The sequence below is a fragment of the Bacteroidota bacterium genome (genome assembly GCA_008933805.1).
Taxonomy (GTDB): Bacteria; Bacteroidota; Bacteroidia; order UBA8524; family UBA8524; genus SB11.
Genome location: WBUH01000002.1, coordinates 385,480 through 400,733, shown reverse-complemented (window position 1 = coordinate 400,733; position 15,254 = coordinate 385,480). Strand labels below are relative to the sequence as shown.

Genomic DNA, 15,254 nt, shown 5'->3' with positions numbered 1-15,254 from the left:
TGCAACTCGTAATAAATGCCTAAAAATATCAGCAGTATTAATACCCCGCTGGTACCGGGGTGCATCAAAAAGCCCATGATGCCGTCCATAGCAGTGTCCTGCACTTCTACTATATCATATTCTTTTACCCCTGCTTGTTTCAGCATTTCTTCCACCGTCTCGGCTTCGCCGTCGCAAAATCTGTGTTTTATCGCCTCGGTAGTAGTCAGCGTAACAATCTTTCCTGAATCATTCACACCGGGCACCACAATATCCCCGTCAACCATTGCTTGCGCAATATCCGGGTTACGGCCTCTTGCCTCAGCCGTTGCACGCATTTTACTGCGCATATAACTTTGGTACTTATCGGGTACTTTCTCGCCGCTTTCATTCACCACCGTAGCCGCGCCAATAGTAGCACCCTTGCGCATGAATATTTTATTGCAGGCGATAGAAATCAACGCCCCTGCTGAAGCGGCATTGTTTTCAATAAACACATACACGGGTATCTTGCTGTTGAGTATTCGGGTACGTATCGAGTCGGCATCCGATACCAATCCACCGTAGGTATTTAAGTCTAAGATAATCAGGTCGGCCTTCACCCTTTCGGCTTCTTCAAAGGCCCGCATGGTTTTGCGCGTAGCTTTGGGTGCTATCTCCTCGTGTATAGAAAACTTTACAATTTTCAATTTTTTCACAGGCAAAGCGGCACTATCCTGCGCAATAGCCTGCATTGCAAGGAGTAATAGTGTGAAGAAGCAAAGAATACTACGCATATGTTATACAAAATTACGCTTAAAGGCAATATTTTGAGTACCCAACCTGTTAAGTTTGCATACTGTAAACACACTATGAAATCCCTATTACTGTATATAACTATCTTTTTTGCAGGCCTGCAAGCTACTGCTGCAACCCAAAGCGTTGTGAAAGACTCTGTGGGCGTTGCCCTAAAAAATGGTAATTATTTTATTATCCACGAGGTTGCCAAAAGCCAAACCCTGTTCGCACTCAGCAAAGTATATAAAGTAAGTATACAAGAGATTTTAGAAGCTAATCCCGGTATGCCGCCCGCAGTGCAGCAAGGCAAGTTGCTGTATATCCCGCTGAAAAACTTTAAAGCACCCGCTGGACTAAAACTATCTTCTATCAGTGATAAAGGCACTTTGATTTCTGGCGATGGGGAGGATACAGTAGATGCAGATGGCCCCGGACCCATGCCAAAAGAAGAAAAGAAACCCGAACCCAAACCTGCTGAAAAAAAAGTCCCAGCTGTTGAGGAAGAGGAAAAAGAGATAATTGTCCCCCCAACTAAAATTGAACCTGAAACAACAGACAAATACGACTGGAAAAACTACAAAGGCACCGAAGACTTGGTGCATAAGGTAAAAGCAGGTGAAACTTTGTACAAAATAGCCACCTACTACGGGGTTACCGTGCAAGAACTGATGGAACTGAACGGACTTGACAATAGTATTATCTCAAACGGACAGTTATTGGTTATCCGCAAAGCCAAAGCCCAAGAGAAGCCGAAGAAAAACGACCCTGCCCCGAAAGAAACTAAAAAGGAAACTCCCAAAACTGATAAAAAGCAAGACCCCGAACCTACCCCTGAAAGCAATAGCTCTGGCGAGGTACAGGAAACAGGAATGGTGCTGGTGATTGATAAAAGTTTCCCCGACTCGGATAAGAACATTGCTTTGCACACCAAGGCTCCCGTGGGAACCATTATTTTAGTAACCAATCCGGCCAACAACCGCTCGTTGTATGTGCGTGTGGTGGGTAAATTGGAGTCTGACGATACATCCTTGATTATGATGATTTCCCCCGCCGCTGCCAATGAGTTAGGTACTGCGCTTACCGGCAAAGTAAAACTTACCCTCAGCTACGCCCAATAATCTATATTTGCACCCATTGTGCAGGTGTTAGCATTTTTAAAAAACCACTATTTTTTCTTCGGGTGTATACTGGTATGCCTGGGTTTCCCATTGTTTGAGATTACCCCTGCTTTTATGAGCATAGGCACTGTATTGTGTTCAACGGCACTGCTGTTTGACGGCAAGCTGATTGATAATTTAAAGAAACTGCTATCTCCCCCCGTTCTGCTGTTTATTTTGCTTTGGGTTTTGCTTTTAGTAGGAGGCTTATACAGCGAAGACAAAGTAAAATGGTGGTCGATTTGTTCGCGCAAACTTCCGTTGCTGTTGCTACCACTGGGGTTTACATCGGCACGACCGTTAACTAAAAAGCAAGTGTGGTGGGTGTTTTTTGTGTTTAATGCCATTATCACTTTTTTCTCAATAGCCAGTACCATCAACTACCTGCAAAATGCTGCCGCTATTAATGCCAGTATGATTGAATCGAAATCAGTTCCCGTGTGGCCGGTTGGCAATGGTATATCACACATTTACTTTGGGGTATTGATGAGTTTCGGCATTATCAGCTGTTTGTTTTTTGCCTTGAAGGAAACCCAAACGGTAATTTTTTCCCGCGATAGGATTGTTTTCGGAGTGTTAGGGATACTTAATTTTATCATCATCCACATTCTTAGTGCCCGAACAGGGCTGGTGGCTTTGTACGGAGGTTTGGGCATTTTGGCCGTCACCACTGTATGGCAATACCGTCGCAAAAAAATTGTGTGGTTGGCTTTGTTGGCCTTGCCTTTACTGCCAACCGTAGCTTACCTTACCGTACCTACGTTTAAGAATAAGATTATCAATAGCGTACGCGATGTGCAGATAAACCGCGACGGGGGTGATATTAACCACCGCTCGTTTAGTATGCGCTTAGAAGCCTGGAAAACAGGGGGAGGATTGATTGCACAACACCCACTGACTGGTGTAGGCCCCGGTGACATGGATGCCAAAATGGCTGCCCAATACGTACGCAACAATACGGTACTATGGCCTGAAAACCGTGTGATGCCCCATAACCAGTTTATTGAAAATTCGGTGCAAATGGGGCTTATATACGCATTACTATTGTTGGTAGTGGTACTGTGGCCATTTATTAAATTAAAACGTTCTAATACGTTGCAATGGGCTATTGCCGCCATGTTTTTCTTTGCCATGTGCTTCGAGTCAGTATTAGAGCGGCAAATCGGAGTAACCTTATTCCCCTTGGTGTATTTCTTATCGGGGTATTTGCCCAAAAACGAGTAGATTTTTGTTGTTTATCGGTTGATTGTTATCAGTTACCAGTTATGAGTAATTGGTGGAGATTTGTTGTTGGAAGACAAGAATGGGGTTGAAACCCCACGCTGTTACAATTACCGTGTTGGTAAGGACTTAAGTCCTTACCAACACGGTAATCGCAAAAGCAACGGATTTTAATCCGTTGCAAAAGCATCAATCCAACTGATTATTTGCTTTTCAAGCGACTGTGTTTGAAGATAATGTTACCCGCAGCACTCCTTCAACGATGCTCAGGATTATCCTTCGGCAGGTTCAGAAAATCCTCTGTACTTGTGCCTGTCATGCTGACGAAGGAAGCATCTTCGGTAGTCTTTGTTAACAACGTTGCTATGAGGTTCTTCCCTGCGGTCAGAATGACAAGCATAGGGTTGAAACCCTATTCTGTTAAAATTACGAAGGGCATAAGGACTCAAGTCCTTATGCCCTTCGTAATCGAAAAAGCAACGAATTTTAATCCGTTGAAAATATCGTTACAACTCATACCGTTTCACCACCTTTAAAAATACCTCAAAATCTTTGGGGTACGGGGCATCAACGGTAATGGTTTTATCATCGGGGCCAATAAAACTAATGCGGGCAGCGTGCAGCAAAAAGCGTTCAATCATTGGTGTTTCTTCCTCCCACTTGCTGTATTTATAACCCTTTTTAAGCTTTGAAAGATATGGCAGTTTGCCACGGTAGGCAGTATCGCCTGTAATCACCGCATTCTGACTGGCAAGGTGTATGCGTATCTGGTGCATACGTCCCGTAACCGGCTTGCACTCAATCAAACTGAAATTATTGTATAATTCAAGGGTATTAAAATACGTAACAGCCTCCTTACCTTCTTTAAAGTCAATGTTTACGCGGTTACTCTTATCCACCTTTATCGGTAAATCCACCTTTAGCATATCAAAGCGCACCACACCGTCAATCACTGCGTGGTAGGTTTTTTCTACCTCACGGCCTTCAAACTTCATGCTGATATAGCGGTAGGTTTCAGGGTCTTTGGCAATCACCAATGCACCGCTGGTTTCACGGTCAAGTCGGTGGCACAACTGCGCATCTTCGCTATACCGCTTTGCCAAGCGCAGTAAACTTTGCCCCTCCCCGTTCCGCTCATCCAACGAAGGCAAAAACGCAGGCTTATTTACTACAATCAGCCTGTCGTCTTCATACAGTATTATATCTTCAAACTTTACGTGCTTCATTCTTCAATTTTTGATTTACGATTTATTGATTTACAGATTAAAAAATCAGTAAATCAACAAGTCAACCAATCAGTAAACTATTTATTAAACTGCTTCAAACGTATGCGGGTAATTACCTGCTTGGTTTGCTGCGGAAAATCACCGTTCATCATCCAATCGTAATAGGTGGGTTCGCGCTTAAATATCTCGGCCACCAACTTGCCCCTGTGCTTACCAAAGTTAAACACTTCTTCCCCTTTATCATTACGGATGATACGTCCCGCCAAATCCACTAAATTGCTCTGCCCCGACATTTTGTGCAAGGCTTCAATATTTTTCTCCAACTGCTCGTACTTGGTAAGCTGTGCTTTAAACACCTCAAAAGTTGCGCGGGTATCGGCCTCAGCAGTGTGGGCATTGTCCAATTCGCTGTTGCAATAAAAGCGATAGGCTGCAGCAAGATTACGCGGCTCCATCACATGGAAAATACGTTGCACATCAATAAACTTGCGGCTTTCAATATCAAACTCCACCCCTGCCCTAAAAAACTCCTCCACCAACATCGGAAAATCAAAGCGGTTACTATTAAACCCTGCAAAATCACAATTTTCCAAAAAGCGGTTCAAATCGTGTGCAAGCTCTTTAAACGAAGGCTTACCGGCCACATCAGCATCGGTTATCCCGTGAAAGGTGGTAGACTCTGCCGGAATAGGTATTCCGGGGTTTACAATGTGGTGCAGCGTTTCTTCTTTTCCGTCGGGATATACTTTTATAAAGTACAATTCAATAATACGGTCGGTGCTGGTGCTGATGCCCGTTGTTTCCAAATCAAAAAACACAAGCGGGCGTTTAAGGGTTAACTCCATGTATTTGATAGCCTTCGGCTATTCTGTTTTAATTTTTTTGCGAAGATATATACAGTTGCGGGTAGTGTGTTTGCAATATTGAGCCATTTTATACGGCGTCAGTCCAACAAATCAGGCCTGCGTTCTTGGGTTCGTTTCATGCTTTCTTCGTGTCGCCATTCCTCAATTTTTTTATGGTCGCCACTCATTAGTACATCAGGTACTTTTAAGCCCATAAACTCTTCGGGGCGGGTGTACACCGGCGGTGCTAATAATCCATCCTGAAACGAATCACTGAGTGCCGATTCTTCATCGCCTATGGCGCTGGGTATCAGCCTCACAACGGCATCTACCACAATGGCTGCCGCCAATTCTCCCCCAGTAAGTACATAATCGCCTACCGAGAGTTCTTTGGTAATGTATAGCTGCCTGATGCGTTCATCAATGCCTTTGTAATGCCCGCACAGGATGATAAAATTATTTTTTAACGAGAATTGATTGGCTGTTTTTTGGTTAAAAACTTCCCCGTCAGGGCACATAAAAATCACTTCATCGTAGGTGCGCTCACTTTTCAACTGCTCAATACATTTCGCAATAGGTTCAGCCATCATCACCATACCTGCTCCGCCGCCAAAGGCATAATCATCTATCTGGCGGTATTTGTTGGTAGCATAGTCGCGCAGGTTGTGCACGTGTATTTCTACCAAACCTTTCTCTTTTGCCCGCTTCACTATCGAGTAATTAAAGGGACTTTCGAGCAAGCCGGGTACAACGGTAAGGATGTCTATACGCATCAAGAAGTTTTTAGTTTACAGTTTTTAGTTTACAGTTTGAAATGCACCAAAACGGGCGTCTAAAAACTAAAAGCTCTGTTTTTTTTTGAAATTATAAATCAATCAAACCTTCGGGCAGCGTGGTGTGCAGGGTTTGGTTGTCAAAATCAATGTCTTTAATAAACTCATCCACAAAAGGTATCAACACCTCGCGGCCGTTCATCATCATAAACAATAAGGTTTGGGCAGGGGTCTCCATATAATTTTGTATGAAACCCAGTTTGCCCAACTCACTGTCAACAACGGTAAAATCAATCAACGCCGAAGCATTTATGCCCCCATCGTCAACAATCCATTTATCAGGCACCATTACCTCAAGTCCCACCAATTCGCGGGCTGCCTCTTCGGTATCAATATCCTCAAACTTCACAATCAGGCTACTACCGCCATCTTGCCATTGTGTAAAATAAAAAGGGACCGGCTTTTGGTGAATTACCAAAAATACCGGCCCCATATTTTTTTCAGGTTTTTCAACCTCAATGCCCCCGTCAAGGTCAATCCTTACAGCACCTTTGTATCCGTGTAGTTTGCCAATGCGCCCTACCTTGCTACAACTGTGCCCGGGGTACTTCATTGTTCTTAGCTTTCAGTTGTTTCAGCAGTAGCATCTGTGCCTTCTGCTTCAACGTTGGTTTCGCCTTCGGCAGTAGCTTCTTCTGCTGTTTCAGCAGCAGCTTCAACTTCTTCAATTACAGGCGAGTTTTTAGCAGCTATTTTAGCAGCCCTTTCAGCATTTACTTTCGCTTCGCGCTCCATGTCGGCAAGGCGTTTAGTTTGCTTCTCGGTTACTACAGTAGTTACTTTAGTTTCAATTTTGTTGGTTTTCTCATCCAACCACTTTGCAAATTTTTCTTCAACTTGCTCAGCAGTTAATGCACCTTTTTTAACACCGTTCAACAAGTGGTGTTTCATCATTACGCCTTTGTACGATAGAATGGCACGGGCAGTATCGGTGGGTGTAGCACCGTTTTGTACCCATTGCAATGTGCTTTCGAAATTCAGGTCAATAGTAGCGGGGTTAGTGTTTGGATTGTAAATACCCAGCTTTTCGATAAACCTTCCATTCCTAGGAGCACGACTGTCTGCCACAACTATATGGAAAAAAGCGGCTTTTTTGCGTCCGTGACGCTGTAGTCTGATTTTTACTGACATTTTAGTATAAAAATTTAACCGCTGGTTCTCCAATTTCCAACGGGGCTGCAAATGTCTGTCAATTATTTGATTTATACAAGAATTGGGGGCGAAAATTCACGCTTAAACCCGCTGTTTTATTTTTTTATCGGCAGTGTATTAAACCTTTACCGTTTAAAGGTATCCTACCCATAACAGAGCAAATTTAACAACACTTTTAATATTTTAATGCCATGAAAAAGATTCTAGTATTTACCATTGCCGCCCTATTTGCCGTAAGCGGTATGGCACAGGAAAAAAAGAAAGGCAGAAGTGCCGAGCAACGTGCCGAGAAAATCACCAACAAAATGAAGGAAAAACTAAACCTTACTGATGAGCAGGTGGTGAAGATTAAGGCCATTAATTTGGAAGCGGCCCAGCAAAAAGACACCCTGAAAGCTGAAGCCAAAGCCGAACGCAAGGAAAAAGTGAAAGCCATTGAAACCGACCGCGATACTAAAATAAAAGCAGTGCTTACCGAAGAGCAAAAAGCCGAGTATGAAAAGATGAAGGAGAAAGGCAAAGAAAAGGTGAAAAAGCACCGTAAAGACAAGAAAGCGGAAGCTACTGAAGAGGACGATGAATAAATAACATAGTTAAATTATAGTTTGGTGTGGGCCACGAAAGCAATAGCTTTTGTGGCCTTTTGTTTTGTTCCGAAAAAAAGCCGCTTAGTAATCAAACGATTGAGGGTATTATCAGTTTGCTACTTTTACCTTTAGGGTTCTAGGCTAATGAACTCCATATGGGCGAACAAATAAAGGTAGAAATTACAGGGAGTATCAGCAGCCTGAAACAGCAAAACAATACAATTGAGCCTATTTTAGAAACAGTACCCAAATTGTTAAATGATGAAACGAACGTTGTTTATGAACATACGTTGCTGCTACAGCGGGTAATAGACAGTAACGAAGCATTGGGTCTTCACTCGCGCAAATTTGTGCGCCTGTTGGAGGAAGTTTTGTTTTACGACGCCCACCGTGAAAAATTTTTAACACTTAGCCACCGCGAAAAGGATGTGTTGCTGCAAATGGCCTTGGGCAAAAGCAACAAAGAAATTGCTTCGGTTTTGTTTATCACTGTAAATACGGTTGAAACCCACCGCAAAAACATCAAACGAAAATTAGAGGTGACTACCTTTTATGAGATTAATAAATACGCCCGTGCTTTTAACCTAATATAAAAGCCACCGGCAGTGCTGCCGATGGCTTTATCTAATATCACATTATACTATTCTATAATAGCAGTATCAATAATCCAACAGCTATTATAGAGCCCCAAATAATTTTACCTGTTTTGGGTTTGTGTTCTTTCACACTCTCCATAGGTTTGTTGGCATCGTTATTTATTTGGGCATTTACCATAAAACTGGTACTGTCTGATGCTTCAAAAGTTTTCATGTTTTTGTAAGTGGCCGGATATCCCGATAGCTCTATTCGTATTGATGACCACTTTTCAGAAAACAACACCTTACTGTTGGCTTCAATAGAAAACATCGGATGCACTAATAAATCGCAGTTGTTTGCCTTAATTAAATCTACCATAGCCGATTCTTTGGCCTCGTTCACCGTCATATTGTGATACGTTTGGTTTAACTGCACTTTATCTGGTTTCACCGTAAGCTCAGCTACCACAGGCTTTTGTATCACTCCTTGCTTGTTGATATAAATATAATCGTATGATTTTGAACGATAGCTGGCACATGATGATAAGCCAAAAACTACAACTGAAAACAGGATTATTCTTTTTAATAATTTCATAGGGTATTTATTGTACAAGCAAATTTACCTGCCTGTACCCCCTGATAAAATACCCACAATAGGTGATTTTAATACCCCCCGAACCCGCTATCGGGTGCTACTGACTTACTAGGGTTATTTTCGCGAAGTATTAGAGTTTATCCGTTTAAAACCCAGTAACTCATGATAATCAAGAAACTGGTTGCGTACGTAATAAAAAATATGATAGTCGTTTTCGGTATCAAAGTAATTACCCTCAGTAAAGGTAGTTTCGGGTAACTCAGCAGGATTTTGCGGCGTAGTTACGTACATATAATCGTAGAAACCTTGCTTTAACAAGGCTTTACCTTCGTAGGCTTTGTTGGCATGGTTATAGGTCATTTTAAACCGCTCTTGTATGCGCCAATCCGTCAATTCGCCCATTACATACACACTATCGGGCAAAATCACCTCACTTTTCAGGGTAAAATATACCCAAGTATAATCCCCGTCAATATTGCCGTCGTTCCCGTCTTTATTGTCCACTACACGTTTACCGTTGTAATCAATCAAGTTTACATGGCGTTTAAACGCTTTTATTTCATCGGGTATCAAACGGGTATGGTAAGCTCCTTCAAAAAAGTACTTCTTATCCACGTTCATACTGGCAAAACGCAAGCTGCGGGTATCAAAAAACCTAAACTCATTAATACCGCCAAATACGTTTTCCTCTTCGTAGTTGTAAATCAAGTCCTGCCCGTTTACAAACTGGGGCTTAAGGTTAGTAATGGCATTATCCTGCCAGTAGTTTTGCATGATAACCACTCTTGTATCTTGAAAGGGGTTTATCACCAAATAGTTTTTGGTATTGGCCGTAAAATCAACCTCTTGCTTATTAAAACGGTAATCCGGACGTGTAGCTGCTATTGCCGTGCCTGTAATACCTATTTTACTATCCAGTACGTAAAAACGGCGGGTAAGGATTAATTCTCCCTCGTTAAAATTCCTGTATACTTTTAATAAATAATTGCCTGAAAGTTTGGGTTTTATCTTCTCATTAGGAAAACTAAGACGATAGTGAACGTATTTAAAGTAGGTATTGTTGGCGTATTGAAAACTCTCAATATTATCAAACATATTACCCTCAAGGTATTGCATGGGTTGCAAATCGCTGGGAGTCCAATCGCTGTTGCAATGCACAAACGTGTATTGAAAATACTCATTTTCAGTTCCCAATTGGTCAAAAAGCAACATCAACCTGTCATCAGCACCCAAGCCTAATACGGGCATGTGGTCGTTACTGCTTTCCTGAAAAAGCAATACCGTTTGGATATTCTCTTCGTAAATAAAATTCTCGTAGCGAAGGGTTTTATCATCATCACCCGCCAATGCAAGCATGGCCGGTACAAAACCAAAAATCAGAAGAAACGCTTTTTTTACCCCCATAGGTAATTGTATAGTTATACCTCCGCCCCTAAAGAGCGGAGGCGGTATGTTTTGTTATTCCTCAAACGCAAGCAACTGCTCAAAAATTGCTTCGTACTGTTTATCAGCCGCGGCAATTTGTGTTGTCAGTGCGTTGTACTCTTTCTGCAAGGTAGCCATTTTATCAGCGTTAGAAACATTTTCAGGCTTCGCCATTTCGTTTTCTAACTGCTCTTTTTGCTGGTTCAGTTTAGCCACGTGCGCTTCGGCAGTTGCCAATTCCTTGTTCAGCTTTTTGTGCTCAGCATCCTTGTTCGCATCAGGTTTAGCAACCGTTTCAACCTTTGGCTTGCTTTCAATTTTTACAGCAGGTGCGGCAGGCTTTACTTTTTCTTCGGCCTCACGGCGTTTGCGCCATTCTTCATACTCATCATAAGTACCCACATATTCCTTCAATTCATGGTTTTCAATCCACCAAATTTTGTTGGCTATGTGTGATACAAAGTGCCTATCGTGCGAAACAACCAAAAATGTGCCTTCGTACTGCTGCAATGATTGTATTAAGATGTTGATACTTTGCATATCCAAGTGGTTGGTGGGCTCATCCAGCAACAAAAAGTTGGCTTCGCTTAACAGTGTTTTGGCCAGTGCCACCCTTGCCTTCTCTCCACCCGAAAGTACTTTTATCTTTTTAAACACATCATCGCCTGTAAACAGGAAACAGCCTAATACTGTTCGCAATTCTTGGTCTTTACGGTCACCCGCAAAATGTTGTAATTCTTCTAATATCTCGTAGTTAACATTTAACGATTCTAACTGGTGCTGTGCGTAAAAAGCTTCGCGCACGTTGTACCCTTTTATCGCCTGCCCTTCTACCTTTTCCTGTCCTGCCACAATACGCAACAAGGTCGATTTTCCCCTACCGTTGGCACCTATAAGGGCAATTTTATCGCCTTTTATTATCTGGCCGCTGGTATTGTTTAGTATCAGGTTATCTCCGTAGCGTTTGGTAATGTCTTTTAGTTCCGAAACTACTTTACCCGATTGCTGGGTTACTTTAAACTGAAGGTTTATTTTGGTGTCATCAGTTTGCACCTCATCTACCCGCTCCAGTTTATCCAGTAATTTCTGGCGGCTTTGTGCTGCCGTAGCTTTTGAGGCTTTTGCTTTAAAACGTTCTATAAAACGCTCTTGCTGACGTATGTAATTTTGCTGGTTATCAAAGGCTTTTTGCTGCAAATCATCACGTTCGGCTTTTGTTTCAAGATAATACTCGTAGTTACCGGGGTACACCGTAATTTTTTGAAACGCAACCTCGGCAATTTTATTCACCACTTTATCCAAAAAGTAACGGTCGTGCGATACCACTACCACACTGCCTTCGTAATTTCTCACATATTCTTCCAACCATTCAATAGAAGGTAAATCCAAGTGGTTGGTGGGCTCATCCAATAACAGCAAGTCAGGTTTTTGCAACAGCAGCTTGGCCAGCATAACCCGCATACGCCATCCACCCGAAAATTGCGAAAGCGGCTTTTGCAAATCGGCCGTACTAAAACCCAAACCCTCTAATACTTCCTCGGTTTTATGGTGTATGTTGTACCCGTCAAGACTTTCGTATTCGGTTTGTTTGTTTGATAGCTCCTGCATAATTGCATCGCTATGGTCATCCACCATGCGCTCGTATATATGGGCAATGTCTTTTTCAAGTTCCAATACACGGCTAAATGCCTGCAAAGCCACATTCAAAATGCTCTCGTTACTTTCATAACTCAGCAAATCCTGATTCAAAAACCCGATAGTAACGTCTTTAGGTTTAGAATAGATGCCGCTGGTAAGGCTGTACTCACCCGTCATCACCCTCAGCAACGTTGATTTTCCGGTACCGTTCTTCCCAATCAACCCAAAACGGTCGCCGGGTTTAATATTCCAGTTGGTGTCTTTATATAAATATCGTCCGCCAAAATCGAACGAAAAATTGGTTAAGTCTATCATTTATGCTCTAACGCTCTTTATTCTCTGTTTACTATTAGATGATTATGCAAGCAAGTCTTTCAAATCGTGCCCCATTTTTTGTTTTTTGGTATCTAAATACTTTTGGTTGTGTTGGTTGGGTTTTACCTGCAAAGGCACAGTGTCGGCAATCTCTAAACCGTAACCTATAAGCCCCGCACGTTTAGTGGGGTTATTGGTTATTAGTTTCATTTTGCAAACGCCCAAATCACGCAATATTTGTGCACCCACACCGTAATCGCGTTCGTCCATCTTAAACCCAAGCTGCAAATTAGCCTCCACAGTATCCAATCCCTGCTCTTGCAATTTGTATGCCTTTAGCTTGTTTAGCAGGCCAATACCTCGGCCTTCTTGGTTAATGTACAACACTACACCTTTACCTTCTTTCTCTACAATTTGCATGGCAGCGTGAAGTTGCTCGCCGCAATCGCAACGCATCGAGCCGAAAATATCGCCCGTTACACACGATGAGTGTACGCGTACCAACACGGGTTCGCCTTCTTCCCATGCACCTTTCACAAGGGCAAGATGCTCCTCGCCGGTGTGTACCTGTTTGTAGGCTACTAAATCAAAATCGCCGTAGGCAGTGGGCATACGCACCGAAATTTCGCGTTTTATAAGTGTTTCGGTTTTCAGGCGGTACTCAATCAAATCTTTAATCGAGCATATTTTCAAATCGTGTTTTTGTGCCACTTCCATCAAATCAGGAAGGCGGGCCATGCTTCCGTCCTCGTTCAAAATCTCAACGATACAGCCTGCGGGCTCAAATCCTGCCAAACGGGCAAAATCAATAGCCGCTTCGGTATGACCTGCACGACGTATCACGCCTTCGGTTTTGGCTTTTAAGGGGAAGATGTGTCCGGGACGACCCAATTCATCGGGTTTGGTAGTAGGGTCAACCAAGGCCTGTACGGTTTTAGCACGATCGGAAGCTGAAATCCCTGTGGTGCAGCCTTTACCCAATAAATCTACTGATACGGTAAAGGCAGTTTCGTGGGTAGCTGTGTTGCGCCCTACCATCATATCCAATTGCAAATCGTTGCAACGCTCTTCGGTCAGTGGCACACATATAAGCCCGCGACCTTCGCGAGCCATAAAGTTTATCATTTCGGGGGTAACGTTGCGAGCCGCTGTAAGGAAATCTCCTTCATTTTCGCGGTCTTCATCGTCCACCACTATTATCATTTTACCTTTTCTAATCTCCTCAATACCTTCTTCAATGGTGTTGAGTTTTATCTCGGTTTTCATGCCGCAAAGGTACGGCTTTATAGGGGGATTTACAGGGGGTAGTTTCGTGATTTATATTGCACTGTTTTGCCTACTGATAATTACTATTTCCTACCATGCTGAACGGTAGTGAAGCACCCTCGGTAGTCTGTGTTAACAACGTTGCTATAAGATTCTTCCCTACGATCAGAATGACAAGCATGGGGTTGAAACCCCACGCTGTTAAAATTACCGTGTTGGTAAGGACTTAAGTCCTTGCCAACACGGTAATCGCAAAAGCAACGGATTTTAATCCGTTGTAAAAGCATTACTATAATCAATCATCCAACTGTAGAAGCCTCGCGCGCCAGCTTTCCCACTATTAAGGAGGAACACAAGGGGGTGTCTGCCCGTTATACATCCTCCGCACTCCTTCGGCAGGCTCAGGGAATCATACGCACTTGTCACTGCTGAACGTAGTGAAGCATCTTATCTCGCTTTGTTAACACATTTCAAATAAGATTCTTCCCTGCGGTCAGAATGACAAGCATGGGGTTGAAACCCCACGCTGTCAAAATTACCGTGTTGGTAAGGACTTAAGTCCTTACCAACACGGTAATCGCAAAAGCATTGGATTTTAATCCGTTGCAAAAGCATCAATCCTACTGATTATTGCTTTTCCAAGCGTCAGCTCTTGAGATTGATTTTGCGACGTTAAACTCGATATATACCAATGTGAGAATGATTGCAGACTCTGATAAGAAGTAGATTACCCCAAGCGTAGTAATGCCTGCTAAATTGTAACCAAGAGTTACCCATGTGATTATAGCGTATGTGGCGTTAGCAACACTAATTATCTTAAGCAAAAGTTTGTGCTTATTGTTGGGCGCAAAATAGCTTGTAAGAGAATACAAACAGAAAACAACTGCTATTGCCGATAGGTAGTTTATTATTGTTGGCGGAACGCCGAAGAGTAAAGGATTGGTTTTTACAACGCCTAACAACAAAGCTACGGTAACTGCTGCACCTATACTATCTATAAGCAACAACCGTTGGGGTTTAGCAGAAAATTGCCCGATTAGTTCTTTTAACCCGTTCATACAAAACAGGACATTGTTTGGCAACCAAATGTTGCATAAACACTTTGATGGTAAGTTCTTGAAATTGCTGCTTCGTATCAGAAAATCACCTGTCATTTTTACTACAAATCGAAAAATCTTATGCTGAACGGTAGTGAAGCACCCTCGGTAGTCTGTGTTAACAACGTTGCTATAAGATTCTTCCCTGCGGTCAGAATGACAAGCATGGAGTTGAAACCCCTCGCTGTTAAAATTACCGTGTTGGTAAGGACTTAAGTCCTTACCAACACGGTAATCGCAAAAGCAACGGATTTTAATCCGTTGCAAAAGCATCAATCCTACTGATTATTTGCTCTTTCAAGCTTCTATGTTTGAAGATAATGTTGACTTTATGAAATATCCGTCGCACTCCTTCGACAGGCTCAGGAAACCCTCCGCACTTGTCCTGCTGAACGATAGTGAAGCATCTTATCCCGTTTTGTAAACACATTTCAAATAAGGTTCTTCCCTGCGGTCAGAATGACAAAGGGCTGTACCGATATACGTCATCGCGAAACTGGTGTAGCTTATTGATGCTGTTGGTCTCTACTTCTCTTTTAATTCAAAAAACAATTACACATTGAGAT

At 42.6% G+C, this 15,254-nt stretch carries 15 protein-coding genes; 4 read left to right on the top strand and 11 right to left on the bottom strand.

The window, feature by feature from the left end; translation table 11 throughout:
- Positions 1-713: nodulation protein NfeD (locus F9K23_03905; GenBank protein ID KAB2918311.1), on the bottom strand; the 713-nt coding region annotated here is incomplete at its 3' end.
- A 42-nt stretch (positions 714-755) separates the two neighbouring features.
- Between F9K23_03905 and F9K23_03900 the strand changes: the two genes are divergently transcribed.
- The gene (locus F9K23_03900; GenBank protein KAB2918298.1) at positions 756-1,874 is read left to right on the top strand and encodes a LysM peptidoglycan-binding domain-containing protein; all 1,119 of its coding nucleotides are present in this window, start codon (positions 756-758) and stop codon (positions 1,872-1,874) included.
- Positions 1,875-1,898: 24 nt separating this feature from the next.
- Positions 1,899-3,137: an O-antigen ligase family protein gene (locus F9K23_03895; GenBank protein KAB2918297.1), complete on the top strand. Its 1,239-nt coding sequence runs from the start codon at positions 1,899-1,901 to the stop codon at positions 3,135-3,137.
- Positions 3,138-3,640: 503 nt separating this feature from the next.
- Here the strand turns inward: F9K23_03895 and F9K23_03890 are convergent.
- The 5 genes from F9K23_03890 to F9K23_03870 form a co-directional block, all read right to left on the bottom strand.
- On the bottom strand, positions 3,641-4,360 hold the full coding sequence (locus tag F9K23_03890) for an RNA pseudouridine synthase (protein KAB2918296.1): 720 nt from the start codon (positions 4,358-4,360) through the stop codon (positions 3,641-3,643).
- 77 nt (positions 4,361-4,437) lie between these two features.
- Entirely contained in the window at positions 4,438-5,205 is a 768-nt protein-coding gene (locus F9K23_03885) for a 3'-5' exonuclease (GenBank protein KAB2918295.1), read from the bottom strand.
- Positions 5,206-5,303: 98 nt separating this feature from the next.
- Positions 5,304-5,978, bottom strand: coding sequence for a tRNA (guanosine(37)-N1)-methyltransferase TrmD (trmD, locus tag F9K23_03880; protein ID KAB2918294.1), 675 nt, complete (start codon positions 5,976-5,978; stop codon positions 5,304-5,306).
- Positions 5,979-6,069: 91 nt separating this feature from the next.
- Positions 6,070-6,591 carry a 16S rRNA processing protein RimM gene (gene rimM, locus F9K23_03875; protein KAB2918293.1) on the bottom strand — a complete coding sequence of 174 codons (522 nt, stop codon included), beginning with the start codon at positions 6,589-6,591 and terminating at the stop codon, positions 6,070-6,072.
- Positions 6,592-6,596: 5 nt separating this feature from the next.
- A complete protein-coding gene (locus tag F9K23_03870; GenBank protein ID KAB2918292.1) occupies positions 6,597-7,169 on the bottom strand; it encodes a 30S ribosomal protein S16 in 573 nt (190 codons plus the stop codon).
- Between the two features lie 212 nt (positions 7,170-7,381).
- Between F9K23_03870 and F9K23_03865 the strand changes: the two genes are divergently transcribed.
- Together F9K23_03865 and F9K23_03860 are read left to right on the top strand one after the other, a co-directional pair.
- Positions 7,382-7,774 (top strand): hypothetical protein, encoded by a 393-nt coding sequence (locus F9K23_03865; protein ID KAB2918291.1) that lies wholly within the window; start codon positions 7,382-7,384, stop codon positions 7,772-7,774.
- 158 nt (positions 7,775-7,932) lie between these two features.
- Positions 7,933-8,370 carry a helix-turn-helix transcriptional regulator gene (locus F9K23_03860; protein ID KAB2918290.1) on the top strand — a complete coding sequence of 146 codons (438 nt, stop codon included), beginning with the start codon at positions 7,933-7,935 and terminating at the stop codon, positions 8,368-8,370.
- 52 nt (positions 8,371-8,422) lie between these two features.
- Here F9K23_03860 and F9K23_03855 read toward each other — a convergent pair whose 3' ends face one another.
- The 5 genes from F9K23_03855 to F9K23_03835 form a co-directional block, all read right to left on the bottom strand.
- Positions 8,423-8,947, bottom strand: coding sequence for a hypothetical protein (locus tag F9K23_03855; GenBank protein KAB2918289.1), 525 nt, complete (start codon positions 8,945-8,947; stop codon positions 8,423-8,425).
- A gap of 114 nt (positions 8,948-9,061) precedes the next feature.
- Positions 9,062-10,351, bottom strand: a complete 1,290-nt coding sequence (locus tag F9K23_03850; GenBank protein ID KAB2918288.1) for a DUF5103 domain-containing protein — start codon at positions 10,349-10,351, stop codon at positions 9,062-9,064.
- A 54-nt stretch (positions 10,352-10,405) separates the two neighbouring features.
- A complete protein-coding gene (locus F9K23_03845) occupies positions 10,406-12,325 on the bottom strand; it encodes an ABC-F family ATP-binding cassette domain-containing protein (protein ID KAB2918287.1) in 1,920 nt (639 codons plus the stop codon).
- Positions 12,326-12,367: 42 nt separating this feature from the next.
- Positions 12,368-13,591, bottom strand: a complete 1,224-nt coding sequence (locus F9K23_03840) for a bifunctional 3,4-dihydroxy-2-butanone-4-phosphate synthase/GTP cyclohydrolase II (protein ID KAB2918286.1) — start codon at positions 13,589-13,591, stop codon at positions 12,368-12,370.
- A 620-nt stretch (positions 13,592-14,211) separates the two neighbouring features.
- Positions 14,212-14,649 carry a hypothetical protein gene (locus F9K23_03835; protein KAB2918285.1) on the bottom strand — a complete coding sequence of 146 codons (438 nt, stop codon included), beginning with the start codon at positions 14,647-14,649 and terminating at the stop codon, positions 14,212-14,214.
- Between the last annotated feature and the right edge of the window lie 605 nt (positions 14,650-15,254).

Bases quoted from the DNA above. Each gene is read 5' to 3' on its own strand.
- F9K23_03900 (KAB2918298.1), top strand. From the start codon at position 756: ATGTTATACAAAATTACGCTTAAAGGCAATATTTTGAGTACCCAACCT.
- F9K23_03890 (KAB2918296.1), bottom strand. From the start codon at position 4,360: ATGAAGCACGTAAAGTTTGAAGATATAATACTGTATGAAGACGACAGG.
- F9K23_03885 (KAB2918295.1), bottom strand. From the start codon at position 5,205: ATGGAGTTAACCCTTAAACGCCCGCTTGTGTTTTTTGATTTGGAAACA.
- trmD (KAB2918294.1), bottom strand. From the start codon at position 5,978: ATGCGTATAGACATCCTTACCGTTGTACCCGGCTTGCTCGAAAGTCCC.
- rimM (KAB2918293.1), bottom strand. From the start codon at position 6,591: ATGAAGTACCCCGGGCACAGTTGTAGCAAGGTAGGGCGCATTGGCAAA.
- F9K23_03870 (KAB2918292.1), bottom strand. From the start codon at position 7,169: ATGTCAGTAAAAATCAGACTACAGCGTCACGGACGCAAAAAAGCCGCT.
- F9K23_03865 (KAB2918291.1), top strand. From the start codon at position 7,382: ATGAAAAAGATTCTAGTATTTACCATTGCCGCCCTATTTGCCGTAAGC.
- F9K23_03860 (KAB2918290.1), top strand. From the start codon at position 7,933: ATGGGCGAACAAATAAAGGTAGAAATTACAGGGAGTATCAGCAGCCTG.
- F9K23_03855 (KAB2918289.1), bottom strand. From the start codon at position 8,947: ATGAAATTATTAAAAAGAATAATCCTGTTTTCAGTTGTAGTTTTTGGC.
- F9K23_03850 (KAB2918288.1), bottom strand. From the start codon at position 10,351: ATGGGGGTAAAAAAAGCGTTTCTTCTGATTTTTGGTTTTGTACCGGCC.
- F9K23_03845 (KAB2918287.1), bottom strand. From the start codon at position 12,325: ATGATAGACTTAACCAATTTTTCGTTCGATTTTGGCGGACGATATTTA.
- F9K23_03840 (KAB2918286.1), bottom strand. From the start codon at position 13,591: ATGAAAACCGAGATAAAACTCAACACCATTGAAGAAGGTATTGAGGAG.
- F9K23_03835 (KAB2918285.1), bottom strand. From the start codon at position 14,649: ATGAACGGGTTAAAAGAACTAATCGGGCAATTTTCTGCTAAACCCCAA.